The 25736-nt window shown below is 62.9% G+C and carries 26 protein-coding genes; 21 read left to right on the top strand and 5 right to left on the bottom strand.

Features of this window, described 5'->3' with window-relative positions; all coding sequences use genetic code 11:
* Window positions 1–51: 51 nt before the first annotated feature.
* The 7 genes from SPBM01_RS05200 (at window position 52) to SPBM01_RS05170 (ending at window position 4114) form a co-directional block, all read left to right on the top strand.
* Entirely contained in the window at window positions 52–357 is a 306-nt protein-coding gene (locus SPBM01_RS05200; protein ID WP_188064317.1) for a hypothetical protein, read from the top strand.
* A gap of 72 nt (window positions 358–429) precedes the next feature.
* Complete coding sequence (locus SPBM01_RS05195) at window positions 430–891, top strand: hypothetical protein (protein ID WP_188064316.1); 462 nt, start codon at window positions 430–432, stop codon at window positions 889–891.
* Window positions 884–1387, top strand: coding sequence for a hypothetical protein (locus SPBM01_RS05190; RefSeq protein ID WP_188064315.1), 504 nt, complete (start codon window positions 884–886; stop codon window positions 1385–1387). The genes SPBM01_RS05195 and SPBM01_RS05190 overlap by 8 nt, the downstream gene beginning before the upstream one ends.
* A gap of 53 nt (window positions 1388–1440) precedes the next feature.
* Window positions 1441–1659 (top strand): hypothetical protein, encoded by a 219-nt coding sequence (locus SPBM01_RS05185; protein WP_188064314.1) that lies wholly within the window; start codon window positions 1441–1443, stop codon window positions 1657–1659.
* A 67-nt stretch (window positions 1660–1726) separates the two neighbouring features.
* Window positions 1727–2020, top strand: coding sequence for a hypothetical protein (locus SPBM01_RS05180; protein ID WP_188064313.1), 294 nt, complete (start codon window positions 1727–1729; stop codon window positions 2018–2020).
* Between the two features lie 93 nt (window positions 2021–2113).
* Window positions 2114–3304, top strand: coding sequence for a DUF932 domain-containing protein (locus tag SPBM01_RS05175; RefSeq protein WP_188064312.1), 1191 nt, complete (start codon window positions 2114–2116; stop codon window positions 3302–3304).
* A gap of 57 nt (window positions 3305–3361) precedes the next feature.
* Window positions 3362–4114: a sigma factor-like helix-turn-helix DNA-binding protein gene (locus SPBM01_RS05170; protein ID WP_188064311.1), complete on the top strand. Its 753-nt coding sequence runs from the start codon at window positions 3362–3364 to the stop codon at window positions 4112–4114.
* A 119-nt stretch (window positions 4115–4233) separates the two neighbouring features.
* Here the strand turns inward: SPBM01_RS05170 and SPBM01_RS05165 are convergent, their stop codons facing one another.
* Window positions 4234–4503 (bottom strand): metal-sensing transcriptional repressor, encoded by a 270-nt coding sequence (locus SPBM01_RS05165; RefSeq protein ID WP_188064310.1) that lies wholly within the window; start codon window positions 4501–4503, stop codon window positions 4234–4236.
* Between the two features lie 131 nt (window positions 4504–4634).
* Here SPBM01_RS05165 and SPBM01_RS05160 point away from each other — a divergent pair, with 131 nt between their 5' ends.
* Genes SPBM01_RS05160 through SPBM01_RS05140 form a run of 5 tightly spaced genes read left to right on the top strand, consistent with a single transcriptional unit; the run spans window position 4635 to window position 12131 of the window.
* Window positions 4635–5972, top strand: a complete 1338-nt coding sequence (locus tag SPBM01_RS05160) for an MFS transporter (protein WP_188065562.1) — start codon at window positions 4635–4637, stop codon at window positions 5970–5972.
* Window positions 5926–6426, top strand: a complete 501-nt coding sequence (locus tag SPBM01_RS05155) for a hypothetical protein (RefSeq protein WP_188064309.1) — start codon at window positions 5926–5928, stop codon at window positions 6424–6426. The genes SPBM01_RS05160 and SPBM01_RS05155 overlap by 47 nt, the downstream gene beginning before the upstream one ends.
* Window positions 6427–6478: 52 nt before the next feature.
* Window positions 6479–7747, top strand: coding sequence for a TolC family protein (locus SPBM01_RS05150; RefSeq protein WP_188064308.1), 1269 nt, complete (start codon window positions 6479–6481; stop codon window positions 7745–7747).
* Window positions 7744–8898: an efflux RND transporter periplasmic adaptor subunit gene (locus SPBM01_RS05145; protein WP_188064307.1), complete on the top strand. Its 1155-nt coding sequence runs from the start codon at window positions 7744–7746 to the stop codon at window positions 8896–8898. The genes SPBM01_RS05150 and SPBM01_RS05145 overlap by 4 nt, the downstream gene beginning before the upstream one ends.
* Entirely contained in the window at window positions 8895–12131 is a 3237-nt protein-coding gene (locus tag SPBM01_RS05140; protein ID WP_188064306.1) for an efflux RND transporter permease subunit, read from the top strand. Before SPBM01_RS05145 ends, SPBM01_RS05140 begins: the two co-directional genes overlap by 4 nt.
* Before the next feature lie 558 nt (window positions 12132–12689).
* Here the strand turns inward: SPBM01_RS05140 and SPBM01_RS05135 are convergent.
* Complete coding sequence (locus SPBM01_RS05135) at window positions 12690–13718, bottom strand: hypothetical protein (RefSeq protein ID WP_188064305.1); 1029 nt, start codon at window positions 13716–13718, stop codon at window positions 12690–12692.
* Window positions 13719–13801: 83 nt separating this feature from the next.
* On the opposite strand from SPBM01_RS05135, the gene SPBM01_RS05130 reads away from it, so the two are divergent.
* Window positions 13802–14245, top strand: coding sequence for a hypothetical protein (locus SPBM01_RS05130; protein ID WP_188064304.1), 444 nt, complete (start codon window positions 13802–13804; stop codon window positions 14243–14245).
* Here the strand turns inward: SPBM01_RS05130 and SPBM01_RS05125 are convergent.
* Window positions 14242–15153: a DUF4238 domain-containing protein gene (locus tag SPBM01_RS05125; protein ID WP_188064303.1), complete on the bottom strand. Its 912-nt coding sequence runs from the start codon at window positions 15151–15153 to the stop codon at window positions 14242–14244. The genes SPBM01_RS05130 and SPBM01_RS05125 overlap by 4 nt on opposite strands.
* Window positions 15154–15385: 232 nt before the next feature.
* Between SPBM01_RS05125 and SPBM01_RS05120 the strand changes: the two genes are divergently transcribed.
* Window positions 15386–16276, top strand: coding sequence for a hypothetical protein (locus tag SPBM01_RS05120; RefSeq protein ID WP_223177788.1), 891 nt, complete (start codon window positions 15386–15388; stop codon window positions 16274–16276).
* The gene (locus SPBM01_RS05115) at window positions 16266–20498 is read left to right on the top strand and encodes a HEAT repeat domain-containing protein (protein ID WP_188064302.1); all 4233 of its coding nucleotides are present in this window, start codon (window positions 16266–16268) and stop codon (window positions 20496–20498) included. Before SPBM01_RS05120 ends, SPBM01_RS05115 begins: the two co-directional genes overlap by 11 nt.
* A gap of 196 nt (window positions 20499–20694) precedes the next feature.
* Here SPBM01_RS05115 and SPBM01_RS05110 read toward each other — a convergent pair whose 3' ends face one another.
* On the bottom strand, window positions 20695–20895 hold the full coding sequence (locus SPBM01_RS05110; RefSeq protein ID WP_188064301.1) for a hypothetical protein: 201 nt from the start codon (window positions 20893–20895) through the stop codon (window positions 20695–20697).
* Between the two features lie 159 nt (window positions 20896–21054).
* Between SPBM01_RS05110 and SPBM01_RS05105 the strand changes: the two genes are divergently transcribed.
* From SPBM01_RS05105 to SPBM01_RS05080, 6 genes are all read left to right on the top strand, one after another.
* The gene (locus tag SPBM01_RS05105; RefSeq protein WP_188064300.1) at window positions 21055–21570 is read left to right on the top strand and encodes a DUF736 family protein; all 516 of its coding nucleotides are present in this window, start codon (window positions 21055–21057) and stop codon (window positions 21568–21570) included.
* Between the two features lie 83 nt (window positions 21571–21653).
* A complete protein-coding gene (locus SPBM01_RS05100) occupies window positions 21654–22703 on the top strand; it encodes a DUF2493 domain-containing protein (protein WP_188064299.1) in 1050 nt (349 codons plus the stop codon).
* A gap of 12 nt (window positions 22704–22715) precedes the next feature.
* Window positions 22716–22946: a DUF6117 family protein gene (locus SPBM01_RS05095; RefSeq protein WP_188064298.1), complete on the top strand. Its 231-nt coding sequence runs from the start codon at window positions 22716–22718 to the stop codon at window positions 22944–22946.
* Between the two features lie 134 nt (window positions 22947–23080).
* Entirely contained in the window at window positions 23081–23287 is a 207-nt protein-coding gene (locus SPBM01_RS05090; RefSeq protein WP_188064297.1) for a hypothetical protein, read from the top strand.
* 17 nt (window positions 23288–23304) lie between these two features.
* Complete coding sequence (locus tag SPBM01_RS05085) at window positions 23305–23562, top strand: hypothetical protein (RefSeq protein WP_188064296.1); 258 nt, start codon at window positions 23305–23307, stop codon at window positions 23560–23562.
* A gap of 350 nt (window positions 23563–23912) precedes the next feature.
* Complete coding sequence (locus SPBM01_RS05080; RefSeq protein WP_188064295.1) at window positions 23913–24899, top strand: DUF2493 domain-containing protein; 987 nt, start codon at window positions 23913–23915, stop codon at window positions 24897–24899.
* Between the two features lie 200 nt (window positions 24900–25099).
* On the opposite strand, the gene SPBM01_RS05075 is transcribed toward SPBM01_RS05080, so the two are convergent.
* A complete protein-coding gene (locus SPBM01_RS05075; RefSeq protein ID WP_188064294.1) occupies window positions 25100–25339 on the bottom strand; it encodes a hypothetical protein in 240 nt (79 codons plus the stop codon).
* Window positions 25340–25736 lie beyond the last annotated feature (397 nt).

Genomic DNA, 25736 nt, shown 5'->3' with positions numbered 1-25736 from the left:
GGGCCGGATGTGGTCGGCGAATAGGTCGTCGGCGCACACCGGAGACCTACCATGGCCGATCCCGATCCGATCAGCGCGCTGTTCGTCGAGAGCTTCAATCTCGATCTCGCCGAACTCCATTCCGCCGCCCGTGTCGCCCTGCCGTCGAACGGCAATCATGGCGACGTGCTCGAACTGCAGGACGATGAGGGCAATTTCCTCTCCTTCGTGCCCGCCGATGCCTCTCCCGAAATGGTGGCGATCGCTTACCGTCTCTACGGGCAGGGCCTCAACCACGGCGTTCGTGTGGGCGAGGCCGCTGCATGGGCGAAGCTGCGATACCTGATCGGTGCCGCTGCTGTCGGCGACCCTGCCTGAACAACCCCGCCCCCTCGCAGGACTGAATGCCCGAGGCGGCTTCCCTTCATCGATCATCGCAGGAGGCCCATCATGGCTGACCGTGTTTCCGTCACTATCCGCATCGGCGGCTCGCTGCCGCGTGCCCAACTTGCCGCGTTCATTGCCGTTATCGAGGAGGAGGCCCTCACCGATCCGCTCGGGGAATATTTCTCAATGGACCAGATCACTGGTTTCAGCCCGCTCGAACTTGCGGCCGACGAAGTTTCCTGGGGTCGGCTTGAGTCTCTGGAGACATTCTGTGTCGATAATCGGCTGCCCTTCCAGCGCTGGTGTGGCAGCTATCCCGGGAGTTGGGAAGCCGAACGCATCGTGTTCGACGGCGCAACCGACCCACGTTCCTATACCGTCACCGACAATGACATCGTCGTGGTCACCGAGCCTGAGGTTCGTTCGCTCGGCACCTTCGAGGCCATCGGCGCCTATCTACAGTCGGCCAATGTCGCTTTGCCGCCGCTGACCATCGTCGATGACGAGGAGCAGGATCATGGCTGACACCTATGTCCAGGGCTGCTTTGCCTTCTCCTGCTCGCCAGCGGAGATGGCGCTGCTGGAGGAAGCCTTTCAGGCGAGCTATGGCCTTGGCGAGGGCTACAATCCCGATACGGTGAACCCGAGCCCTGAATTCCTGGCGCTGTTTCCGGCCTCCGAGGACGACCGCTGGGCTGGTTTTCGCGACATCTTCTCCGACCGCGATTTCCCATCCTTCGGCGCGGTTTTGACGGGCAGCAGCCTTGCTGATCCCTTGATGGTCGCCGCCGTCGTCACGTCGGAAATCGCCCTCGACCCCGAGGCACTCGCCAAGCTGATCCAGCGCTGCTGCTCGGCTACGCTCCTCACCGGTCCGATCGGTTTCGAATGGAGCGTCACCTGTTCGCGAATGCGCGTCGGGGAGTTCGGCGGCGGATGGTGCGCGATCTTCCACGATCGGATCGAGATTGAAAGCACCGGCGAAGCCCTCGCGGCGTCGCTTTCTGGCGGCGTCCTCTAAATTCGCCGAGCCGTAGAGGCGTAGCTTCGCCCGAACCGTCAAAGGCGCTGCAAATGCTCATGACCATCGCAGCGCTAAAAACCGAAGGAGGCAATGAGATGGCCCAGTTCAAGTTCGCGGTCACCGAGACCCGCAATTTCGAGATGCAGTATCAAGTCGAGGCGGACACCCTCCTAGAAGCGCGCGAGAAAGCCGAAACCGGCGATACGACGTTCGAGGTCGAACTGGGCTGCAGCGGCGTATCCGACCGCTTTGTGGCCCAACAGCTTTAGTGGCCATGACCGGATTCCCGCTCAAGCGGGCCTATGGCTGTCCAACCAACACCCCGGGAGACCTCCGATGGATGACCCCACCCCCGCAATGTGGCGCGCTTTGCTCGACTTCCGGGCGCGCCATGGGCGCTATTGGAAGCGCGCCCTTTCGCTCAAATGGATGAACGGGAGCGACGAGTTCGAGCCTTTCTCGGCATCGCTGCGAATGGTGCGCAACCAGCTTGGGCCGACCTGGCTCTACGCCCTTCGGCCCGCTTCCCTCGACGCCGCCGCGCGTCGCCTCACCGACCTCGATTCACAACCCGACAATTGCCGGGCCGAGCCCGTGGTCAGCGGCGAGCCTTGCGCGAGCGATCAATGACGCCGGACCGGCGGAGGGAAGGGGGCCTTGGGGGATGTGCGGCGGGCGGAGGCAACGACGTTCCGCGCGCGCAGCCAGCATCAGGAGGTCCCCATGAACATGATCACCACCGTCGACCGCCCCGTATCGGGGGCCTATAAGGTTGATATCAGCCGCGGACGCAACGTCAGCCGCGTTTCCTCGGAATGGTTTTCGCGCCCCGAGGACGAACGCTATCTCTCCCTCACCAGCCTTTATGATCGCGTACGCGCCCGCGCCGAGGCGGCGACAACCCGGGTTGTCGAGAGCCGGGCCGTGCGCGTCGAGGCGCGCAGCGACAATCCCGAGCGCCTCTCACTCCTGGTACCCGGCAGCGACGAACCGGTTGCTCCTACCAACTGGTCGTTCGGCCAGATGTGCAGCCTGGTCGGCGCGCCGGCCTCTTATCTGCGCGATCTGCCGGCAGCGCTCGCCGGCATCAATCTCCAGCATGGTCTGATCGCCCATCGCGGCGAGCAGGTGAAGCTGCTCCAGACGCATGATGGCCGCACCGAACTGCGGGCGGTCACCGGTCCCGACTATGGCCGGATCTGGGATCATGAACTGGTCGCGGCGGTGATGAAATTCGCGGGCGACGGCGTCGGGGATACACGGTGGAAGGTTCCGGGCGTGCTCGACTGGGGCACGATGCGCTATAACCCTTATGTCGATGTCAGCCGTGACACGACCACCCTCTATGCCTCCGATCGCGACGTCTTCCTCTTTCTGGTGGATGATACCCATCCGATCGAAGCGGGTCGGCTGCCCAATGGTGACCCGGACCTCTATTTCCGCGGCTTCTATTGCTGGAACTCGGAAGTCGGCTCGAAGACGCTCGGCATCGCAACCTTCTATCTCCGGGCGGTGTGCATGAACCGGAATCTCTGGGGCGTCGAGAATTTCGAGGAGATCAATATCCGCCATTCGAAATTCGCTGCCAATCGGTTCGCGCAGCAGGCCGAGCCCGCGTTGACTCACTTCGCGGATTCCTCAGCCGTACATTTCATCAACGGCATCCGCACCGCGCGGGACCGCATCGTCGCGCGAACCGACGAGGATCGCACGAGCTTCCTGCGCAACTATGGCTTTTCCAAATCCGACACCGCAAAGGTCATCGCCACCGTCCTCGACGAGGAGGGGCACCCCGCGGCGTCACTCTACGACTTTGTGCAGGGCATTACCGCCGTCGCGCGACACAAGACCCATCAGGACGACCGCCTCGATCTCGAGGGCAAGGCCCGCAAGCTGATGGAACGCGCCAACTGACCGCGTTGGCGCCGGATCTGGTCCGGCGCCAACGCTTCCAGATTCTGGAGACTTGCCATGACCGAGAATTCGGTGGCGCCGACGCGCGCCTATCGCATTGCCGTCGATTTCCTGAGCCGCGACCAATGCTTCGCCAGCGGACAATATGATATCGAGGCTGAGGATGTCGCCGAGGCCGTCCGCCTTGCTCTCATCCGAGCAGAGGACAGTATCTACCACGACCCGCGTGTTCCCGATCTAGGCCTTCACGCCCATGTCGTGCCGATCACGGACGGGGATGATCCCGATCCTCAATCGCCTTGTCCCGCGGCCGCGCAAAAGCCAGTCTGTCCCTACTGCGGAAGCGATGGAATCGTCCGCGACGCCACCGCCAGATGGGATCCAGACGAACAATGCTGGTCGATTTCGGGGCTCTTCGACAATGAGACCTGCGACGATTGCGGGGCCGAAGGGGACGACTTCGCCGATTGGATCGCCATTACCCCTAAGCCGTCCGCCGACCGCGTCTTGTCTGTTGGCGCTCGAGCCCTTCCAGATACTGGGCCGGTCGAGCTGGAAACCACCTCTGATCATATGCCTGCCGAGATATTGTCCGTTCCCGCGATTGATGCGATCGCCTATCGTTTGGCGATTGCTTCACTGCCGCCCGACCGCCGGGCGATCTTCGAGCTGCACCAGGTTGACGGCCTGCCCTATACCGAAATCGCCGAACGCACCGGCACCTCCGTCGCGGACATCGAGCGAGAGATCGCAGCGGCGCTGACCCACCTGACGATGTGCTTCCAGCGCGATCCCGATCGCCCGGCGTGATGCCGACCAGATCCTTGTTCCTTCGTCCGCACGGCACGATCGGCGCGCCATCACCGCCGCCGGGCTTTCTGGTGTCAGGGTCAATGCGATCGCTGTCTCAACGATCGTGGCAGCTTACGTCATAGATATTTGGAGATCGTCCGAAACTCCTCGACGGCCGAGCCTACGTTCTTGTCCGCCTCTGCGTGGGACAGGCAGTGATCGATATGATCGTTGATCAGCGCCTTTTTCGCGTTCGCCACTGCCTTTTCGACTGCATGAAGCTGCTGGGCGATATCCACGCAAGGCCGACCCGCTTCGATCATCTCGACGATGCTGCGTAAATGTCCCCCAGCCCGGCTGAGCCGTTTCACAATCGCTGTATGGCTGGCGTGCCTGTGATCGGTCATCAAATGGTCATCCTATAGATCAGCGAGCGGGACACTCAGGCCCTTTACATATCCCCCCGGGGAGGTTAGCTCAAGCGCGTCCTATATCCCCCATGGGGGATGGTGTCGCAATCAATCGGAACAAACGCCACGTGCTCTCCGTTCTGGCAAACCGCACCTATCGCCATCTGTTCATGGCTCAGGTCATCGCGCTCATCGGCACGGGGCTCGCGACGGTTGCGCTCGGTCTGCTTGCCTATGACATCGCCGGCGGCAGCGCCGGCGCGGTGCTCGGGACGGCGCTCGCGATCAAGATGGTGGCCTATATCGGCGTCGCGCCGGTGGTGGGCGCCTTCGCCGACCGCCTGCCGCGTCGCGCATTTCTCGTCAGTATGGATCTCGTGCGGATGGCCGTGGCGATCTGCCTGCCGTTCGTGAGCCAGGTCTGGCAGGTCTATGTCCTGATCTTCGTGCTGCAATCGGCTTCCGCGGCGTTCACGCCGACCTTCCAGGCAACCATCCCCGATATCCTGCCAGAGGAGCGCGACTATACCCGCGCGCTGTCGCTGTCGCGGCTCGCCTATGACATGGAAAGCCTGACCAGCCCGATCCTCGCTGCCGGGCTGCTGACCGTCATCAACTTCCACTGGCTATTCTCGGGAATGGCGATCGGGTTTCTGTGCTCGGCGCTGCTCGTCGTGACGACGGTCCTGCCGCGCGCGGCGAAATCAGAACCAAGAACTGGGGGCATCTACGCCAAGACCACGCGGGGTACGCGCATCTATCTGAAGACCCCGCGCCTGCGGGGGCTGCTGGCGTTGACCCTTGCTTCAGCTGCGGCTAGTTCGATGGTCATCGTCAACACGGTGGTCATCGTGCGTGGTAATCTCGGCCTCACGCAGCGCGATGTTGCCTTCACCCTTGCGGCTTTTGGCGCAGGCTCGATCCTTGCCGCGCTGACCCTGCCACGCATCCTCGATCGGGTCGCCGATCGTACGATCATGATTGGGGCTGCGGCAGCAATGACGATCGGCCTTGCCCTTCTGGCGGTGCTCACGGCAAGCTTTGGAGCAGCGCCCGGTTATTGGCGAATGGTCCTGATCGGCTGGTTCATACTCGGGATCGCCTATTCGATGAGCGTGACGCCATCGGGCCGATTGCTTCGACGGTCGGCCAATGCCGACGACCGCCCGGCCTTGTTCGCCGCGCAATTCGCGCTCAGCCACTGCGCCTGGCTGATCTGCTATCCCCTGGTGGGGCTGTTGGGCGCCAGTATCGGGCAGACGGCGGCGTTTGCGGCAATGGCCGCGATTGCGGCCGTCGGAACCCTGGCCGCTTTGTGGCTCTGGCCCAGCGCCGACCCAGATACGGTGAACCATGACCATGCGGATCTCGCGCCCGATCATCCCCATCTGCGCGGTGATCACGGCAACGCGAGGGAGCATGCGTTCGTCATCGACGATCTCCATCAGCGCTGGCCACGCCAATGACTTTCATCTCGACTGTCATGATCCCTGCCTTGCGGCGTGCTTGTGGACCGGCCGTGTTCGCGATACCCGTATCGACATGACGGCATCGTCGGTCAGATTGCGCGCTTCGGTGCGGGCCCGTGCCCGCATGCGCCTTTTTGCGCTCTCGGCGATTCTGGCGCTGTTCGGGATGCTGGCGCTTGCCACCTGGCATGACGCTATGCCGCACGTCCATGATGCCGCGCATGTCATCAGCGTCGATCGGGATCATCATGATCACGCCCCGGCCGAGCAGCCGGACACACCCGACCTGATGCATCTGGCGGCTCATGCGGTGCTCCCGACAATCGACGTGCCTGCGCAGGCTGTGATTGTTGCGCTCTTGAAGCCTGTCACCGCAATCTGGGCGCGCGAACCTGCCGAAGCGGCGCGGTCTATCGCACCTTCGTCAATTCTGCGTCCCCCGCGAGGCTGAATTCACGCGCGCAGCGCGTGCCGTCATTGCAGCCTTTTTTGGGGATAAGAATATGAGAGCCTTTATAGGCCGGCTGCCGCGTCGTGTGGTGTCCGGCATGATGGTCGCGACCTGCGTCGCGGCGCTGTGCGCACCCGCACAGGCGCAAGTGGCGCCGCCGTTCGCTACACTGCTACGCCAGACCGCCGAGGCGCCTCGGCGCATCGAAAGCGAAGCTGAGGTCCGCCGGTCCGAAGGTCTTGCACGCCAGGCGCGCGCCCGACCCAATCCGACGATCGGCATTCTCACCGAGAATGTCGCGGGATCGTCTCCCTATCGCGGGGTCGATCGCGCCGAGACGACGCTGCAATATAGCCAGCCGCTCGAAATCGGCGGCAAGCGTTCGGCGAGGATCGCAGCCGGAGAGGCCGGCGTCGCGGCCTCCCGCGCCCGCGATCGTGATGCGAAGATCCGCTACGCTTATGATCTTGCACGCGCTTATGCAGCGGCGGACGTCGCAGACCAGAGGATAATGCTGGCCGAAGGCGAGGTCGAGCAAGCGCAGAATATCCTGCGCGCCGCTCGCGTGCTGGTCGATGCCGGCAAGGAAGCGCGGCTGCGCGCCCTGCAAGCAGAAGCTGCGCTGAACGCCGTGACCGCCGATCTTGAGGGGGCGAAAGCGGATCGCATTGCGGCCTATGCCCGTCTCTCCGCACTCGCCGGCGTCGAGGAGACCTTCACCGGCTTATCGGAATCGCTCCTGGCCGTGCCCGTCGCGGCACCGACTTATGGCCCGGTCGATCCGATGACAAGTTCGTCCTTTCTTGCCGCGCAGGCAGAGCGGGAGGCCGCGGAGCGCCGCCTGACCGCCGAACAGAAGCGGGCAATCCCCGATGTGACGGCAATCGTCGGCGTGCGGCGTCTCGATTATGAGAATGCGACCGCTCTCACGGCAGGCGTCTCGATCCCGCTCAACATCTTCGATCGCAATCGTGGCAATATTGCCGCTTCGCAAGCAGAGGCACAGGCCGCCGCCGCAAGATTGGCCATGGCGCGTAACGATGCGATTGCCGAAGCCCGCGCAGCCGGGGCGCAGATTGCGGCCGCACAGTCGCGGGTTGCCGCTGCGGAGGCATCGCAACGCACCGCGGAAGAAACCTATCGTCTCGCTCGCATCGCCTATGATGCTGGTAAATCCCCGCTCGTCGAATTGTTGAACGCCCGCCAAGGCCTTGGCGCGGCACGCGGGATCGTCCTCGACGCCAAAGTGGCCAGTTTCGAGGCGCGCGCGCAGCTCGCCCGCCTTCAGGGCCGCACCCTTTCCGGAGATGAGATCCAATGAACCCCGAACGCAACAAGCTTTATGCCGGGGCCGCGATCGGTCTTGTCCTCGCCGCCCTTGCCGGTTTCGGTGTCGCCAGGATGACTGGCCCGTCCGCACCGACAGCCGAGACGGAGGCGGCCGCCTCCGCCGCTCCAACCGACACGGTCGTGATCACCCAGGATGGTATCAAGACCTCGGGGATTGGCCTTGCACAAGCGGCAGCCGGTGGCGTCGCCGGCATCATCCTCGCCAGTGCCACCGTCGAGGCAACGCCTGACGCCGAAGCGGTGCTCACTGCCCGGGCAGCGGGCACCGTTACCCGGATCTTCAAGCGGATCGGTGATCCGGTCAGCGCGGGCGAAACGATCGCCCTTGTCGAGAGCCGCGATGCGTCGGCGATCGCCGCCGATCGCAGTACGGCTGCCGCAAGGGTTACGCTTGCAAGCCGACAACTGGCGCGCGAGCGAATACTGCTCAATCAAGGGGTGTCGCCCCGGGCAGACTATGAGACCGCCGAAGCCAATCTGGCGGTCGCTCAGGCCGAAGCCCGGCAAGCGAGCGCTGCCGCCAGCGCGGCAAAGGTCTCGCGCGACGGCAGGTCGGTTGCGGTGGTCAGTTCGATCTCCGGCCGTATAACATCCGCACCCGTCAATCTCGGCGCGTTTGTGCAGGCCGAGACCGAGCTGTTCCGTGTCGCCGATCCGCGCCGCCTTCAGATCGAGGCGAGCATGCCGGCAGCGGACGCATTGCGTGTGAAGGCGGGTGACAGGGTCGAGCTGACGACCAACAACGGCCAGAAAGTGGAAGGCAAGGTCCGCTCGGCGACCGGCGTGGTCGATCCGCAGACGCGGCAAGCGACGGTGGTCGTGACGCCAAGCGGAGGCGGCGGCCTGATCGCGCCCGGCCAACTCGTCCAGGCGCGTATCTTCGCCAGCGGCGGCGATGCGGCCTCAGGCGTGAATGTGCCGCAGGATGCGGTCCAGACGCTAGGGGATCGCTCGGTGGTGTTCGTGCGAACCCGCCAGGGATTCAAGGCGCAGACCGTGCGGGTTGGAACGCGCAGCGGCGGCATGGTCGAGATTGCCTCGGGCCTCCCTGCAAACACGGTGATCGCCACCACCAATGCCTTCCTTCTCAAGGCCGAGCTTGGCAAGGAGTCGGCGGAATGATCGCGCGCATATTAGGGCTCTCGGTCAGAGCGCGATGGGCCGTTGTGTTCATCACCTTCCTCGTCGTCCTGTTCGGTGCCTGGCAGATCACCCTGCTGCCGATCGACGCGGTCCCGGACGTCACCAACCGCCAGGTCCAGATCAACAGCTTCGTGCCGACCCTCGGACCGGTCGACATGGAGAAGCAGGTCACCTTTCCCGTCGAGACAGCGCTTGCCGGTATTCCCGGTCTGCAGACGACCCGCTCGCTCACGCGTAACGGGTTCAGCCAGGTCACCGCGGTCTTCAAGGACAGCACCGACATCTATTTTGCTCGGCAGCAGGTGACCGAACGGGTCGCTCAGGCCAAGGACAGCCTGCCTGCTGGCGTTCAACCCCAACTCGCGCCGCTCACGACGGGTCTGGGCGAGATCTTCATGTTCAGCGTCGCGTTCGAACATCCCGACGGCAAGGGCGTTAAGGTGGTCGATGGTCAGCCCGGCTGGCAGTCCGATGGTTCCTATCTGACGCCCGAGGGCGAGAAACTGACCACGGTGGTTGCCAAGGCCGCTTATCTGCGAACGGTCCAGGATTGGATCATCAGGCCGCAGATGCGCACCGTGCAAGGTGTTGCCGGTGTCGATTCCAACGGCGGCTATGTGAAACAATATGTCGTCGAGCCCAATCTGACCGCGCTTGCATCCTATGGCGTCTCGGTCACTGACCTCGCCGACGCGCTCGAACGGTCGAACCTGTCGGCAGGCTCCAATTATGTCCGCCGTGCCGGTGAATCCTTCCTCGTCCGCGCCGACGCGCGGCTGCGCTCGGTCGCCGACATCGAGGAAGCGGTGATCGCCACGCGTGCCGGCGTCCCGGTGCGCGTGAAGGACGTCGGCCAGGTCGTCATCGGGGGCGCGGTGCGGACCGGATCTGGCAGCGTCGGCGGGTCGGAAGCAGTCATCTCGACTATCCTGATGCTCACTGGCGAGAACAGCCGCATCGTTGCCAATCGCGTCGCCGACAAGCTGGTCGAAATCAACAAGACGCTGCCGCCGGATGTTGTCGCAAGCCAAGCCTATAATCGCTCCAAGCTGGTCAATGCGACCATCGCCACGGTCGAGAAGAATCTGGTCGAAGGCGCACTGCTGGTCATCGTCGTGCTGTTCCTGCTGCTCGGCAACATCCGCGCCGCGCTCATCACTGCGGCGGTGATTCCGATCACCATGTTGATGACCGCGGCGGGCATGAATGAGCTGGGTGTCTCGGGCAATCTGATGAGTCTCGGCGCGCTGGATTTCGGCCTGATTGTCGATGGCGCGGTCATCATCGTCGAAAACGCGCTCCGGCGCCTCGCCGAACGGCAGCACAAGGAAGGAAGACTCCTAACCCGACTCGAACGCCTCACCGAAACCACTCACGCCGCGCAGGAGATGGTCCGGCCAACGGTCTATGGCCAGGCGATCATCTTCCTCGTGTTCATACCTTTGCTCACCTTCCAGGGCGTGGAGGGCAAGACCTTCGCACCGATGGCGATCACGCTGATGCTGGCGCTGGCCAGCGCGTTCATCCTGTCGATCACGTTCGTGCCGGCGATGGTTGCGTTGCTGGTGACCGGCAAGGTCAGCGAGACCGAGGTCAGATCGATCCGCTGGTTCAAGGAAAAATATCAGCCGGCGCTCACCCGCGCAGTGGCGCGGCCAATGCCGTTCATCATGGGCGGCGTAGGCGTGTTTGCTGCGGCGGTGTTGCTGTTCGGCACGCTTGGACAAGAGTTCATGCCGCAGCTCGACGAGAAGGACATCACGGTCACCAACTTCCGTATTCCGTCCGCCTCGATCGACCAGTCGACCGCGATGCAGCTCCAGATCGAAAATGCACTCAAGACGTTGCCCGAGGTTGCATTGGTCTTTTCCAAGAACGGCAATGCCGATCTGGGTACCGATCCGATGCCGCCTAATGCGTCCGATACCTATGTCATCCCCAAGCCTGAAAAGGAGTGGCCCGCCGAGGTCAAATCCAAGGAGGATATCCTTCGGCGGATCGAGGAACGGATGAAGCCGCTGATCGGCAACCGCACCGAAATCCAGCAACCGATCCAGATGCGGTTCAACGAGTTGATCGCGGGCGTTCGCTCGGACGTGGCAGTCAAGCTCTATGGCGACGATCTCGATGCCATGAGCGAAGCGGCGGGCCGGATCGCAACCGCGCTGAGGACCATTCCAGGCGCGGCGGACGTGCAGGCGGAACAGACATCTGGTGCGCCGACCTTCGACATCAAGATCGATCGCCAGGCGGCGGGCCGTTACGGCCTGTCGGTCGAGGAGGTCGCCAGTACGGTCGCGGCCGCCCTGGGTGGACGCGAAGCGGGCTTGTTGTTCGAAGGCGATCGGCGCTTCGCTGTCGTGGTGCGTCTGCCCGACGCACAGCGCGACGATATCGACACGCTGGGCTCGATCCCGGTAATGCTACCATCCAACGGCGCCGGGAACGCGCGTTCCATCCCGCTCAGCGAAGTGGCGCGCTTCACTTACACCGAGGGGCTCAACCAGATCAGCCGGGAGAACGGTAAGCGGATGGTCGTCATCCAGGCCAATGTGCGCGGCCGCGATCTTGGCGGATTCGTCGCCGAAGCCCAGGCGAAGATCGCCGATGTGAAGCTGCCCGCCGGCACCTTCACCGAATGGGGCGGCCAGTTCGAGAGCCTTCAGTCCGCTTCCGAGCGGTTGGCGATCGTCGTGCCGCTTTGCTTCGTCCTGATCTTCGCGCTGCTCTACATGGCACTGGGCGGTGCCTGGCCGGCGCTGGTCGTGTTTACGGCCGTTCCCATGGCGCTGGCCGGAGGTGTGTTTGCTCTGGCCCTGCGCGGGATACCCTTCTCCATCACCGCGTCGGTCGGGTTCATCGCGCTTTCGGGCGTGGCGGTTCTCAACGGCCTTGTCATGATGAGCGCGATCCGCAAGCGGCTTGATGACGGCGAAGGGATCGACGGCGCGATCATTGGTGGCGCGATGGAACGAGTACGGCCGGTTCTGATGACGGCCTTGGTCGCGAGCCTGGGCTTCATCCCGATGGCGCTTGCCACCGGAACCGGAGCCGAGGTGCAAAGGCCGCTTGCGACCGTTGTGATCGGGGGACTCATCACCTCGACGGCGCTGACGCTGCTGGTTCTTCCGGCGATATCGGCGCTGATGTTCCGAATTTTGGCTAAACGGAAGACTGCCAAAGAACCGCCGGCGGAGGTCGTGCGGGCGTGACAGTAAACCGCCCTGGCGAAGATCGTCAGGGCGGCCTGTCGCGGTCTGTACTGCAGCCCCGACCCGTCATGTCGCGGTGAGGTACTCCACTCTTTAACCTTAGATCGGCACCGCTCTCACTTTGGGGGTGCCGACAGCGACCCCGTGCTCGGGGGCGGCGAGGCAGCGAAATTGGCTGCTTCCCGCCGGAGCATCCGGACCGCGCAGCAACTCGGCGATCAAAGCCTCATGCTGCTCGAAACACTTCGTACTGCATGGGATATCGAGGTGGTTGTGGTGCCACCTTCAGGCGCGAGTATCAGCGGCAACGCATAGCCTGCTGCTTGCGCATCAACGCCTTTAGGATCGCGGATATTTTCGACCATTGCTAATGTGGCCCCGTCAACGCTAATCTAGGAGCAACCGGTTGGGTGACTTGCCGATCGGCCAGGGCCAGCCTGCGTCTTGAGAAGCGTCGGCGCGCCCGCTTTGGGTAGCTTTTCGTTCCTTCGCAGCCATCATTCCGATATCGTTGCCTCGTCATGGCACCTATCAGGTATGCATCAGAGGCATCTGCCGTCACTCGGCCTTCGGTATCACCTCATGATAAGCAGTGCTAAGCCAGCCATCCCGCTCGTCGCAATGTTGGCGCCAGTATGCCCGAAGCTCCTTCATGCGGCCCTCGGGCACGAACACGCTTCCCAGATGGGCGAACTGGTCATGTTGGGGGACCGGGACGGCGCTACCTCGCCACTCGCCATAAAGAAGGCAGGCTGAAACCGCCTGCAGTACGCCGAGCAGAAGGTAGTGCGCGCGCGCAAACTCTTCCAGATTGAGGCCCTGTCTCAGACCAGCCGCTTGCGCCCGCGAGAACGTGTCTGCGGCATGCGCTATGGTTTTGTTCCTCAGAGCCAGTAAGTCCGTGAAGACTTGGTCTCCGAGCACGCTATCCAGCCCATCAAGCACAGCGTCGCCCAGATCATCCGTGCGCGTTCGCACCTGTGAATCTGTTCCCGACAATTTGTCGAACAGGTCGTGTTGCTGCTTCGCTGTCATCCACGCATCAGGCCCTTGGGTCGGTAGCCACTGCATTTGCGCGCCTTCGTTCGGGTCGTGCTTGGTCATCCACGTTGCGACGTCTCTTTCGCGCGCACTCTCCCAGTCATAGGGCAAGCCATCCTGGCAAACGAAGATCTCTCGAGTGAAAAGATCTCTGTCCGCGCGGATCTCGTCTACAACTCGACGTAGCGACACAACGCCGCGCTGCGGCTGTCGCGGATTTGACTTCTCAAGCAGTCGACCAATCGCAATCACTTGTCCTGCAACATATCCACGGTCGAGCATGGCGCCGAGAATGGGCGCCACGGACGCATTGGGACCATCTTCCTGGGCGTAACGCCGCGCTTCATTGGCCATACGCCAGGCAGCGTCCTGCCAGAGCATGTCATTGAACTGGGATGATATCGAGTGCGCGGGATCGCCTCGTAAAAGCTCCGACCAGTTCTCCGAACGAGCCCGGAACCGCACCAGCGCGTCACGATCTTCTACGTCGCATTCGTCGATCTTGTAGGACCAGATCCTGGACTGCGCGGGAGGGTCGGTGGCCATGGGCTTCTTGTTCTTGCTCTTGCGTTACGGGCATATTGCGGGTCGTCTGACTATTTGGCCAGCGGGACTCAAGGATAACCGACGTGGATGTCACCCAAGACTGGTTCTGGGAAGGGAATGTTGCCGATGCCGTGGCTAGTTTCCTGCTCGCCAGCGATTGGTCCATCCGGTCGAAGGCCGACACACGCTCCAAGGAGCGAGGCGTCGACGTCCACGCGAGCAAAGGAGCGGTGGAATTATATGTGGAAGCCAAAGGCTGGCCCTCGAAGACATATCGGGATCCACGAAGAGCTGGCCAGACAAAGCCGACCAATCCCACGAACCAGGCTGCTCATTGGTATGCGCAGGCAATGCTCAAAGCCCTGCGGCTTCAAACGGCTCATCCGGCCGCCGTTATCGCAATAGCGCTCCCGGATTTTCCTCGATATCGACGCCTCTTCGAGGAAACCCGCGGTGGACTGGCAAAGCTGGCTGTCGTCCTTCTGTTCGTAAGCGAGAACGGGCGGGTGGATTCGATCGGGCTCTAGTCGCGCGGCTTGCGGTATCTGAAACCCTGATTTGTCCGCACTTCGATGCGGTAACCCGCCCATTTGAGATCGCTCTCAATGTGCTGATCTTCGGCGAGAACGTAGCGCACCGACAGGGCTTGGAGAAGTTGCACCAGATAGTGGCGGTTGAGTCCCTGGGCGCTGTCGTCCGGGATCGCTGCGTTCGAATGGCCCGTGAACGACGCCCCAAGGGTCATCACCACGCCGCAGTGAGGTGTCAGCGGCAGCCACCATGCTCGGGCAGCGTCACCATTAGCCCGTTTGCGTCCTGCTTCTTCGCCCGGCAAGCCAATGGCAATGACGGGGTTGGTCGATGTTCGAAGCCGCAGCCCGGTCCGATAGACCAGCATGCCAAGCTCGGCAGCGTCATCCAGATAGGGTGCTTCCTGCAAAATTCCTTCGTGAAAGAAGGCACGGACGGCATCGGGATGCGCGGCAAGTGCAGCGTGCATCGTTCGCTCTTCCTCAGTGTCGTCAGCCGAGAAACCGTGGCGTCGAATGCGCGCCTGTTCCATCTCGATGAAACGCAGTGCCTCGAGATTGCGGCGTTGAAGATGATGGATGAGCCCATAGAGTGGCTCAATGTCGGTTTCGTCTAGCTCCGCCGTGCGGCCAGACGTGACTTTGCGCCATGTGCTTCCCTGCGTGAACGGGGTTTCGATCTGATCGTTGATCGTTCCTTCGATCGACCGCTTTTCCCCTTTGAACTCATAATCGTGCAACTTCTCTTCATATCCGATCCGGGAAATTGACTTCCGTTCGGCGACGATGTCACCGCCGTTATAGGCAGCCAGCGTGGTAACTTTGTTCTCATCATCATGGCACGCGAATTGGCTGAGATAGAATTGCGGTACATAATGATGACGGTGGGGGTCGTTTGAAGTCATGCCGCAAGGTGCCTTTCCACCGACCGGAACACAATGTTCTGGTATCGATCTTGCCGCGGCGCCTCGATGGGGCCTTCACGATAACAGTTGGCCTCCCGATCCCTGCGGATTGAAAGCAAGGGTGATCCTACGAGTGCGCCGTCGACCACGCTGCGGACATCACGCCGTGAATCTGTGAGCGACATAAGCTATGCCGTCGAAACGAGATAATGAACCGAGACCACGATTGCCCATGATGACTGACGACTATTTCACAGATCGCGAATTCGGCGCTCTGCCGCGTGCCTCAGAATCGATCGATGAACGTCTTTGGGGCGGCCTTCATAGCCTGATCGAAACCCGCCTGGACGATGCCTCCTTCGGTTATCGGTTCCCGTTGGCATGTCCGGACGCGGGGAAGCGCCCTTGTGGCTGCGACCGATCGGCCTTTGCCTTCATGCTCGAAGCCGAGGTGCCGCAGATCGAGTGGCCCCTGCGTCCCAACAAATTGCCAGAGACGCCGGTCATCCTCGATCTTCTCGAATTCTGCGCGAGGGCGGTTGGACAACCCGTTGAAGGCAGTTGGCATGGTTTTTTCGATCATTATCACCTTGCCTGGGATCGCGATCCCGGCCTCGCCGCCTTTATCGCTGAGGTGAATCGCCTCTTCGCGCGCAACGGGCTCGCTTTCGAGATGACGCCAGAGGGCAGGATTCAGCGGCTTTTGCCGGCAACGCTTCGCGTCGCCCTGATGCAGGCGCGGTTCGCGACCGGCGACGCGGAAACCGATCGTCTCCTCGAGACGGCGCGCCTGCGTATTCTCGCGCCCAAACATGAGGACCGTAGCGATGGCCTGGAGAAACTCTGGGATGCCTTTGAACGCATCAAGACGCTTGAGCCTGGCAATGACAAACGCCTCACAGCCGACGCCATGTTGAACTATGCCGCACGGCCAGAATCCAAGCTGCGTGCGACCCTGAGCGTCGAGGCGGACGCGCTCACCAAGATCGGCAACACCCATCGAATCCGGCACTCGGAAATCTGGCAGGAGCCGCTCGAGACGGCCCTTCAGATCGACTATCTCTTCACTCGCCTGTTCGCCTTCATCTATCTCCAACTCAAAGCCAGCAACCGTGCCGCCTAGCAGCGGCACAAAATCTGCCGGAGGAACGCTACGTCCTGAGTCCGGGGGCACTGCGGGCAATCCGAGCTATGCGGCCTACGACTATCAGATCGATGTCACCATCTGGATTGCGCTCGAGATCATGCTCGCCAAGGGGCTGAGTAACGAAATTGAGATTGAACCGCCGTCCCATGAGGACGCTGAGGCGACGCTGAAGGATCCCAACCTGGTTTCGCTCGGCGTTTCTACCGCCACGCGCGACACCCGCCTTATCATGCAGATCAAGTCGCGTACCACCTCGCCATGGACCTCCAAGGCCTTCGCAGACGTCCTGCTGGGAAAAGAGGCTGCGACCAAATCGAAAGGGAAGGCCAGGGGGCCGGCGCCTCGCGTTCGCCCGCTCGATATGTTGGTCGCCGACCCGACCGCCAAATATCTCTTCATCACCAATGAGGGGCTGGAATCAGGCCTGCGCCTGCATCAGAATATCGCTTTGCTGTCGTTCCCCGACCCCGGCGACCTGCCACCTTATTGCCGCAACGCGCGGACAGCCGCCGAAAAGGCCGCCTTGGGAAAGCGTATCGGCATTTGCGACACGATCACCATGGAGATGCTGGAATCCCGCATCTTCAAGCTTCTCGACAGGCACGGGAATGTTCCGCCCCAGAAGCTGCTAAAATGCCTAGAGGACATGCGTGACGCGGTGCGTAAACGCCTAGGGGGCGAACATGGTGGCCGCTGGACGATGGCGAATCTCCTTGCCAACATCATCGACAATGGTGGCTCACGCCTCGCGCATCGGCGTCACGATCAGTTCGTGCCACCTCGATCCTTCCTTTCCATTGAACAAGCGCTTCGCGACACGCATGCCGTGATCATCGTTGGCCCGTCCGGCACCGGTAAATCGCTTGCGGCGGATGTCCTTGCGGCAAAGCTGGCGCGCCAGAGCCCAGCATTCCTTGAGCGCCCCGTCCTGGATGCGGGCGAAGCGAACAGCGCTCTCACCGATCCGGGCCCATTGCTGATCTACCTTAGGGATCCTTGGGGAGATTCGGCGCCATCGATCGAAGCCGCTCGGTGGACGTCGAAACTCCCGGGTCTTTTCCGGATGGCCGATAATTCCCATAAGTTCCTGATCACGACGCGGTACGACATCTTCAAACGAAGCGAGCCGGGTGAGGCTCTCGAATCCTACACGATCGCGATAGAGCCCGAGGACTATACCGCCGACCAACGCGCGCTGATCTACGACAATCATGTTGGCGATCTGAGTGGACATGCCCACGCCTTGGCGCTCGCCCATCGCGATGTCGTTCTGGGCCGGGTTCGTCGGCCCTATGAGATCGAGCGCTTTCTGGCGGCACTGCCTCGCGAGAAGGAGGAGAGCCCGCGGTCGGTCTATGAAATCCTCGATGCTTCCTCGATTGAGGCAATCTCCTCCGTCATTCGCGACCAGGTGCTGGGTTGGGGCGAGGACGGTGTTGCTTGCGCAGCGGTCCTCTGGGGTCTGATGAGGTCGTCCGGCTCCTTTGACCTGGCCGACCTTCGTCGCGTGCTCCGGATTTTGCGGAACACCCACGGTCAGAAACCCCATGTCGAAGGGTTTATCGACTTCCTCGGTGCTGGCCGCAATCTTCGGATCGGCGACGATTCCATCAGGCTCCAGCACCCGCGGGTCGAGGAAGGTTTGCGTTTGGCGCTCGCCACGAACCGTGCCGAGACTGAGGCTGTGTTGACCGCGCTCGCCGAGACGCTTCTGACGATCGCTGGCGGTGCCGATGGCTGGGCATCGCGTGGCGCGGTAGAGATCGTTCGCGCGGCATCCAATTTGGAGGCGGTCGAGATCGAGCTTGCCGCTTCGGCTCAGGCAGGCCTCGACGCGGCTCTCGCCGCCCGAGTGACGGCTCCCGCCGGCAGCGGGTCGTTCGAACGTGCCTTCGCGGACCTATCGCAATTGGCGTCCCCCGATTTCACGCCGCGTCAATTTAGCGAATATCTCATGCGTCTTCCTCCGCGCGCAAAGGGTGCTTGGCCGGGCCAAACCTGGATGCCGCCAGAACTGTCAGCCGAAGAGATCGAGCGCTTCCGGAAGGATCCAAGAACCGGCAGCCTGCTGCAAACCTTCATTCGCGGCGTGTTGCCCTTTACCGACGGCGACTATGAGGAGGACTTTCTCTCGTTCGCGGGCTTGTTCAGCCATGACCTTGGCGGCGCCTTCGGCGCTGCCGTAGAAACGCTCGCCAGTTTGCAGTCGCCGGGTGATAACATCGGCACAATTGTTGCCGGCGCCGTCGCGCCGGGAGGGCCTGGTTATGATTTCGTCATCGACACCTTCATCAAGGCCGAAAATGAGGTGGACCGCTGGTTCGAGAGCTACGCCAACAACGAACAACGACGCGCTCGCGAACACGAGGTTGACGCGATTGGCGCTGATCGCATTCTCGAGGAGCCCGGCGAGCGTTACTATACCGCTGACGCGGGCCTCAAAGCGGTAGCCCTTTCACGCCTGGCGGCGGAGGGGTGGGACTGGCTGGAGGGGCACAAACACGGCGCAGCGATGGTCTATGCACTCGCCTCTGCTCAGAGCAATGCGCGCGGGAATTTCTCGGCACCCTATCTTCAGATCCTGCTCAAGCACGCGGATGATCGGGCCTTGCCGCCTGTCTGGTCATTGATCGAGAAGAACTGGCATGACGAGCTGCGGCCTGAACTCGAAGCGGCTTTGTCGAGAACGGACGTCGGCAACAAGGGCCTGCGCACCACGCTCGCCAAGCTTTCGTTCACGGCATGGCCTCCCGATGGCGCCGATCTTCTCGCTGGGCTGATCCACAGAATGACACCGGCTCGCAGACTGGAGCTCGTGCTCGATTTAGACCGCGCCTCCCCTAATGATATCGATTCTAAGGTCGCACCCGCGCGCGTCTTTGCCGATCGCCTTGAAGAGACCGAGCGGGCCATCGCCCATATTCTCGTCGAGATCGACAACGAAACCGAGATCGGACGGCTCATGCAGGGACGCAGCCCGGAAGTCCGGCAGCGCATCGCCGCACTTTGTCCGGAAAGCCCCCTCGGTTTGGCGGGAATCCTTGTCTGCCTTGCTGCAACCGGCGAAGGCGACATCCTGGAGACCGCCCGCCGGCTACTCGCCACCGGCGATGAAGATGACGGGATGCCAGCAATCATCGCCCTGCGCATCCGGGGCGGGGACGAGGAGCATGTCCTTATTCGACATGGGCTTGGCCATCCGCGCTACCACGTCAGACGTGCAGCCATGACCTATCTGGTCGAGAGGAATGAAGCCGAAGATCGGGCGGCGCTGCTGAATATGGTCCGCGATCCAGGAGCAGATGTGCGCCTGGCCTGGGCTGAACTTATGGGCCGTCACAAGTGGAGTGAGGCAGAGCCATTGCTGGTATCGCTCCTTTCCGACGATCGCGATTTCAGTCTTGATCGGTACCATGGCCCCAGCCGGGGTTGGCCGCGCTATTCTGTCGCGCGGGCGGCGGCCCGGGCGCTGGCCGCATTTGGGACGCTGACAGAAGCCTCGATCCATGCCTTGATTGGGTCGCGATGCTCGGAAGATCCCTTCGTCTTTTGCGCTGCCATCGGCGCAATTGCCAAACGTAGCGATCCCCGCGTTCCGACCGTTCTCCGCGAAGCGCTGGATGACCCGGGACTTCATGACGATGCCGACTATCGGGTGGTCGCGCAGGCCGCCGTCTGGGGATTTTTCGACCGCGCTGTGGATGGCCTCGCCATTGAACCAGCCGCGATTGAGAAACTTCGTCTGGTCGCCCTGACGGAACCAGGCTGGATCGCTGGACCAGCTCTCGTCGCGCTCGGAATAAGCGGCGGCGCCGTGAGGGAGCCGCTCTATGACGATCTCATGGCGGCAGCCCAAATGGAGCGCGCGGAATTACTCCAGATAGCAGCGGCCTTGGTTCCGTTGCCCTTCGGCAATCATCCCCTGACGGACACAATCGTCGCTCGGGTCGAAGCCTTGCAGGAAGACGAGGCATCCCCGGAACCAGACCCCGACCTCGTCACTTGGTACGAGACGCTTGATGGCACCGACGTCGCTTGGCTGACCGGTTGGGTCGTCGCCGTTTGTCTCAAGCTTGATGGATCCAAGCAAGTCGAGGATCCGCGCGCCTATCGCGTGCCGAAGGTGGTTCCGGTGATGACGATGTATTCAATGAGCCCGGATCGGGAAGAGGAGCGCGGGCCAGACGAAGGCGATTGATCGCCGCCGATCCTCTTGGCTCGCGTTTGTTGCGCACCGAGGTAGCGAGTTGATGGCGATTGCCCGCTGGCGCGAGCACCGGCGCTCTATCTCCGCTTCGCTCCGACCGAGCTTCGGCTGCGCCGAATCTCGGCCCTGCGGGTGACGATCACCTATCGCAGGAAGGAGAAGGCGCGGGGCGGTAGAGCGGCCGGGATCAGGAGCGCGGCTTGGCGGTGCGCTTGGTCGTGGTGCGGTCGAATTCTGCGGCCGTCACCTCAAGATCCGTCGCGAGCTGGTGCAGGGCGCGTGATGCGCCCAGGCGAGACATGCCGTCGCCCTGCGCGGCCGAGCCGCCACCGCGCTCCGCCCGAGACCGGGCAATCTTCGCCACCGCGCGCATCGTCTCCGCATCCATCTCTGCAGTCTAGCCGATTCGGGGCCGTGGGAACAGGGGCGCGGGCGGCACGGTCGTGCTTCATCTCCGGGGGATCGCCCGCCGGCCCGCCCACCGCAGGAGAGAAGAGGAGGCTCTTTGAGAGTGTCGCATGAGCGACATTTTAGAGGAGTGAAGATCATGTCCAAGACTGTTGGAGAGTTCCGGAACGTCAATGGCCAACTGCTGGGCTTCATCGCCAGCGGCGAAATCGACCTGCAGCGGGCGCGGCTGAAGCCGATCGCCAGCAACAACCCGCGCGCGCCCAAGTTCGAGGTCGAAGCGATCAACCGCAATGGGCGCTGGGTGCCCTATGGCGCGCTGTTCGAAGCGACCGCGATCCACACCACCGGAGAGATTTTCTACTCCGGCGAGCTGGACGACCAGTCCTGGCGCTTCCCGATGCAGATCGCCCTGTTCGGGACCGCCGAGGAGGGGTTCCGGGCATCGTGGCGCCGTGACGACATGGGCCGCGCGGCCGGTGGCAAGGCGGCGCGTACGCGCACTGGAGACGACGATGAGGGCGAGGATCGCGGCTTTGGCAGCGGTGAGCGTGGCCAGTTCGGCGGCGGGTTCGGTGGAAGCACCGCGCCGCTGGAGGGGGCCGGCGCGCGCGGCGGGTTCAGCGGTGATCTCGACGAAGAGGTCCCGTTCTGAAGCCAGCCTGAGGGAGCCGGGGGGCGCTGCGCGCCTCCCGGCTTCTTTTTGTCCATTCCCATCTTTCAAGAAGGATCTGTCCGATGACCAGGCACGAACCCGTGCGCAGCGTCGATCGCTTTGGCGACCTCAAGCAACTCTATGCCGAAATGACCGCTACCCCCGAATTTCAGGCCGCCTTTGGTGACCCCATGCCGCTTTCGATCGTCGAGCAGGGTGAAGAACCCGGCGAACATGGCATGCCCGAAGAATTGGCGGCCCAGGCCGATAGCGCGGGCGTGATCGCCACCATCTTCGACCTGTTCACCGGCACGCGGCTGGAGCCGCTGGCCGCCGAGATTGCCTGGGGCTTTGTCAACTCCTTCCACTTCGTCGCCGGCAAGCTCGAGCGGCGGGAGGACAGCCTCGCGGTGGAAATCGGCGAGCTGGCCCGCTCCCCTGACATGAGCGAGGTCTATAATCGCGAGCTGGAGGAGAAGCAGCTTCTCTGCCAGTCGACCGCCGAGCAGCGTGTCGCGATCGAGACGATGCGCGACTATGCCGCCGAAATGTACCGGGCGATGTCGGGATGGCCTTGGTCGCCCGCACGCGGGAGCCGCGCTTCGCGCATCTCGACCGCCAGCCAGATCGCCGCGATCGACTTTCTGCGCGCCCGCCAGCTCGATGTCCGCGACCGGCATAATCCGCAGGGGCCGATCGTGGTCTTCTCGGGGCCGGCGATCTGGCACGATGTCGACCTGCTCTGGGAACGGCTCGATCTGGTGAAAGAGCATATCCCGCATATGGTGCTGATGACCACCGCGCAGCGCAGCGGCGCCGACCTGATCGCCGAGAAATGGGCCGCCAGCCGCAAGGTGCAGACGGTCCGGTTCAATCTTCTCGGGTCGGGCATGAAGGCCGCCTTTGCGCGCAATCGCAAGCTGCGCGATCTGAGGCCCGTAATGGCTGTCCTGTGCGAGGGATCGGGCGTCCAGGCCAATCTCTATGAAGAGCTGGATGGTGCAGGCGTGCCGATCCATGCCTTCCGGAAATCGGATCAGGCCCCCGACAAAGGGATGCCGGTGCGCAGGATCACGGACGGACGCCGTTCGGCACGGGCGGAAAGACGCCGTGCTGCTGCGGCAGTGGCTTGAGGGGGGAGGGGCATGGCTATTCCAGACGCCTTTCGGCGGAACTTCTCGACGCTGCTCCGGGCGGCGGAATCGGGAGACCTCGCGCTCGTGGAATGCACCGACACGGAGACCGGCGAGCCTCGCTATGTCATCTGCGCGGTCGGCCGGAAGGATGGCGATTATGTCATCACCCCCTTCGGCCATCTCCATGACGGGAATCCCTTCGATGCCTACCAGCCGCCAACGGGATCGGTCCTCCACTGAAAGGCATCCGTGCTGTCTCTCAGGCCGGGCCTTGCGGTGGCGGACGATCAACATGAAGCATTTAACCTCGGGGGCCGGCTGCTGCGCAAGCCGTCGCCCGGGGCTTTTGGAAACTGGAAAAAGGAGCAATCCCCATGACCGTTGTCCGACTTGACCTGAACGTCTTCGACCCCGCTGCCCTTTACGAGGCCGCGCTGGCTTCCTTCGGGAAACCGGAGGAGGCGGGGGACCGCTTCGGCACCTCTGAAGCCCCAGACGTCGCCACCTGCATCGTTGAACTGCTCTGCGAGCACGTGCCGGTCGATGCGGGCTTTGAGGTGATGAACTGGTCCGGGACATGAAAAGAGGAGCAAGATCCATGATCGAACGCATGCTGGTCCTGTCGACCGCCAACGTCACCGCTGAGACGTGCAACGTCTATCTGCCCACCGCGCCCTTCGCTGCCTTCGAGAAGGGCGATTATGGATGGTTCGTCTATGTGCCCACAGACGTGCCTGATGAGCTGCCCGCTGATCTTGCCGGCTGCTTTGAGGTCGCAAGCCGGGCCGGGGTGGACTGGATCATGCTTGACCGCGATGCGCAGGAGCATCCCGGCTTGCCCATCTATGACTGGTGAGATGATGGCGTCTCCCATCCTCTCCCCTCATTAACTTTGGCTGTGCGTAGAGCTGCCCCATGGGCATCGAGCCCAAGGGGCATCTTTGGTACCCAGCGGCACCGTTTCCGTGTAAAATATCTCTCTCAACAAGTCTTATGATGGCACGGGGACAGCACCGGCCTCAAGGACGGCGGGGCCCCACCATTTTCTTTGGCGAACAGAGGGCAGCGCTCTTCCGCACACCTCGCGCGGCGCCAAAGAAAATCGTGACCCCCACCGCCGCTAAAGCGGTCGCTTCGCGATCCTTGACCCCGGCGCTCGGAGCCCGTGCAGGGGAAATGACCTCTTTCAAGAAAAAGGAGGTCAACATGACGAACTTCAAGCGCACCATCCGGGACTTCACAGAAATCGCCGATCTCATCGCCGCGGAAACAGCCGCGCCCAATAGCGACTTCACCACCGCCTTCAGCTCCGACCTCGACGGGGTCCGCTTCGCACGGGGCGAAGACGAACTGCTCGCCGACATGCCCGATCCGATGCAGGTGCAACTGGCGACCGAACTCCTGATCGGCACCGTCTTCGATGTGCTGCGCGACACCCGACTAGAACGGGTCGCCGAGCGCATCGCCTGGGGCATCGTCAACAGCCTGCACAGCACTGCGCGGGGCCTCGCAGGGCAGGCCGATGATGCCGCGCGGGAGGTGAAGGATCTCATCCGGTGCGCCGATGGCAGCGAGGTGATGATGAACGAGCTGGAGGCGGCACAGGCGAAATGCCGGGAGCTCGACGAAGCCAATGACGCCATCGCCTGCATGCGGGACCACGCCGCAGCAGCATTCAGCGCCGAGACCGGCAAGCCTTGGGGCAGTGCGCGGGGATCGCTGGTGTCGAGCAAGCGCACCGCCTCGGTCATTGACGCGACCGACTTCCTCGCAGCCCGCCGCAACCGCAGGATCGACCAGCACCATCCGCAGGGGCCGATCGTCGCCTTCTCGGGCGGGGCGGCATGGGACGATTATCGACCGATCCACGCCGCACTGGACAGGGTGAAGGCGTTCATCCCGAACATGGTCCTGCTCACAACGGCACAGGACACCGGAGCGGACGCCATCGCAGAAAGCTGGGCGGCAGCGAACGATGTCAAGCTGGTCAGGCTTGGCCTTCCCAAGGGTCTGGGCAAGCGCGCCGGGTTCGTCCGCAACGACCGCATCGTCGCGCTGCGTCCGGCCGATGCGATCATCTGCGAAGGGTCGGGCATCCAGGCGCATCTCGCCCGCATATTGGGGGAAGCCGGGGTCCGACCGCGTCTGATCAGCCGCAATGGCGAAGCGCCGGTTTGGGCACGAGCGCGGTGATCTCCGCGCCATGGGGACGGTTCGGGTCACGCCCGGGCCGTCCCCTTTTTTTGTCGGGCGAACAGGATCGCCGGGCTCAGGAACCCGGCAGGAAGTGCCGGGTCCGTCGCCCGCCGATGCGGTGCCCGAAAGGGCACCGGCCTCCTGCGCGTGGCTCCGCCATGCTCGTCGCTGGGCCGCCCTACGGGCGACATTGTTGATCAGCGTGGAAGCGCGGGCAACGCCTTGAGTGCGGCCAGGGCAGGGACGCCACCAGCGCGGATCGCATGGCCCAGCAGGTCGCGGAACTCGCGCTCGGTCAATGACTCCACCGCAAGTTCGGAGACCAGAGCAGCATATTTGCCGCGCAAGGCGCGGCGGGCAATCTCGACTTCGTCGTCGAGCTTGCGGCGGCGGGATTCGAGATCGACGAGCCGTTCGCGTTCACTTTGTTTCGGCATGACCATGGTCCTTCTCATGGGTCTGCCCGCCAAGCGTCATCATCCAAAAGCGCGCGCTCGGGCGCAAGGCCAAAATTGCCTTGAGGCCCCTTCGGGGGAGCCGCGCCCCTTCCGGTGCGAGGCTACGCAGCGACGCTGTCGCAGCGAAAGGGAGGACGCACGCCGAGGGCGTTTGTAATGCACCCCACGCACGGGTGCTGCTCGGCAGTTTCTTTAGCGTTTATAATAGCTTGGATGTGGCGCAGATCGGCAGCCATTCTGGCGCTATTTGGCCGCCAGTGGCAGCCGCGCGATGGCGGTGCCCGACCCAAGTCTTTGATCTTTCTTGGCACTATCCGGCTGCCAGTGGCCGCCAGCATAAATCCTTGAGATCATGCGCTAATTCGAGTATAAGGAG

The sequence above is a fragment of the Sphingobium sp. KCTC 72723 genome (assembly GCF_014280435.1).
Classification (GTDB): Bacteria; Pseudomonadota; Alphaproteobacteria; order Sphingomonadales; family Sphingomonadaceae; genus Sphingobium.
This window is presented reverse-complemented; position numbering and strand designations above follow the sequence as displayed.

Bases quoted from the DNA above. Each gene is read 5' to 3' on its own strand.
- SPBM01_RS05180 (WP_188064313.1), top strand. From the start codon at position 1,727: ATGGATGACCCCACCCCCGCAATGTGGCGCGCTTTGCTCGACTTCCGG.
- SPBM01_RS05150 (WP_188064308.1), top strand. From the start codon at position 6,479: ATGAGAGCCTTTATAGGCCGGCTGCCGCGTCGTGTGGTGTCCGGCATG.
- SPBM01_RS05100 (WP_188064299.1), top strand. From the start codon at position 21,654: ATGACCAGGCACGAACCCGTGCGCAGCGTCGATCGCTTTGGCGACCTC.
- SPBM01_RS05110 (WP_188064301.1), bottom strand. From the start codon at position 20,895: ATGGATGCGGAGACGATGCGCGCGGTGGCGAAGATTGCCCGGTCTCGG.
- SPBM01_RS05125 (WP_188064303.1), bottom strand. From the start codon at position 15,153: ATGACTTCAAACGACCCCCACCGTCATCATTATGTACCGCAATTCTAT.
- SPBM01_RS05075 (WP_188064294.1), bottom strand. From the start codon at position 25,339: ATGCCGAAACAAAGTGAACGCGAACGGCTCGTCGATCTCGAATCCCGC.
- SPBM01_RS05165 (WP_188064310.1), bottom strand. From the start codon at position 4,503: ATGACCGATCACAGGCACGCCAGCCATACAGCGATTGTGAAACGGCTC.
- SPBM01_RS05140 (WP_188064306.1), top strand. From the start codon at position 8,895: ATGATCGCGCGCATATTAGGGCTCTCGGTCAGAGCGCGATGGGCCGTT.
- SPBM01_RS05085 (WP_188064296.1), top strand. From the start codon at position 23,305: ATGATCGAACGCATGCTGGTCCTGTCGACCGCCAACGTCACCGCTGAG.
- SPBM01_RS05135 (WP_188064305.1), bottom strand. From the start codon at position 13,718: ATGGCCACCGACCCTCCCGCGCAGTCCAGGATCTGGTCCTACAAGATC.
- SPBM01_RS05105 (WP_188064300.1), top strand. From the start codon at position 21,055: ATGTCCAAGACTGTTGGAGAGTTCCGGAACGTCAATGGCCAACTGCTG.
- SPBM01_RS05185 (WP_188064314.1), top strand. From the start codon at position 1,441: ATGCTCATGACCATCGCAGCGCTAAAAACCGAAGGAGGCAATGAGATG.
- SPBM01_RS05080 (WP_188064295.1), top strand. From the start codon at position 23,913: ATGACGAACTTCAAGCGCACCATCCGGGACTTCACAGAAATCGCCGAT.
- SPBM01_RS05200 (WP_188064317.1), top strand. From the start codon at position 52: ATGGCCGATCCCGATCCGATCAGCGCGCTGTTCGTCGAGAGCTTCAAT.
- SPBM01_RS05175 (WP_188064312.1), top strand. From the start codon at position 2,114: ATGAACATGATCACCACCGTCGACCGCCCCGTATCGGGGGCCTATAAG.
- SPBM01_RS05170 (WP_188064311.1), top strand. From the start codon at position 3,362: ATGACCGAGAATTCGGTGGCGCCGACGCGCGCCTATCGCATTGCCGTC.
- SPBM01_RS05145 (WP_188064307.1), top strand. From the start codon at position 7,744: ATGAACCCCGAACGCAACAAGCTTTATGCCGGGGCCGCGATCGGTCTT.
- SPBM01_RS05120 (WP_223177788.1), top strand. From the start codon at position 15,386: ATGATGACTGACGACTATTTCACAGATCGCGAATTCGGCGCTCTGCCG.
- SPBM01_RS05195 (WP_188064316.1), top strand. From the start codon at position 430: ATGGCTGACCGTGTTTCCGTCACTATCCGCATCGGCGGCTCGCTGCCG.
- SPBM01_RS05095 (WP_188064298.1), top strand. From the start codon at position 22,716: ATGGCTATTCCAGACGCCTTTCGGCGGAACTTCTCGACGCTGCTCCGG.
- SPBM01_RS05155 (WP_188064309.1), top strand. From the start codon at position 5,926: ATGCGTTCGTCATCGACGATCTCCATCAGCGCTGGCCACGCCAATGAC.
- SPBM01_RS05190 (WP_188064315.1), top strand. From the start codon at position 884: ATGGCTGACACCTATGTCCAGGGCTGCTTTGCCTTCTCCTGCTCGCCA.
- SPBM01_RS05090 (WP_188064297.1), top strand. From the start codon at position 23,081: ATGACCGTTGTCCGACTTGACCTGAACGTCTTCGACCCCGCTGCCCTT.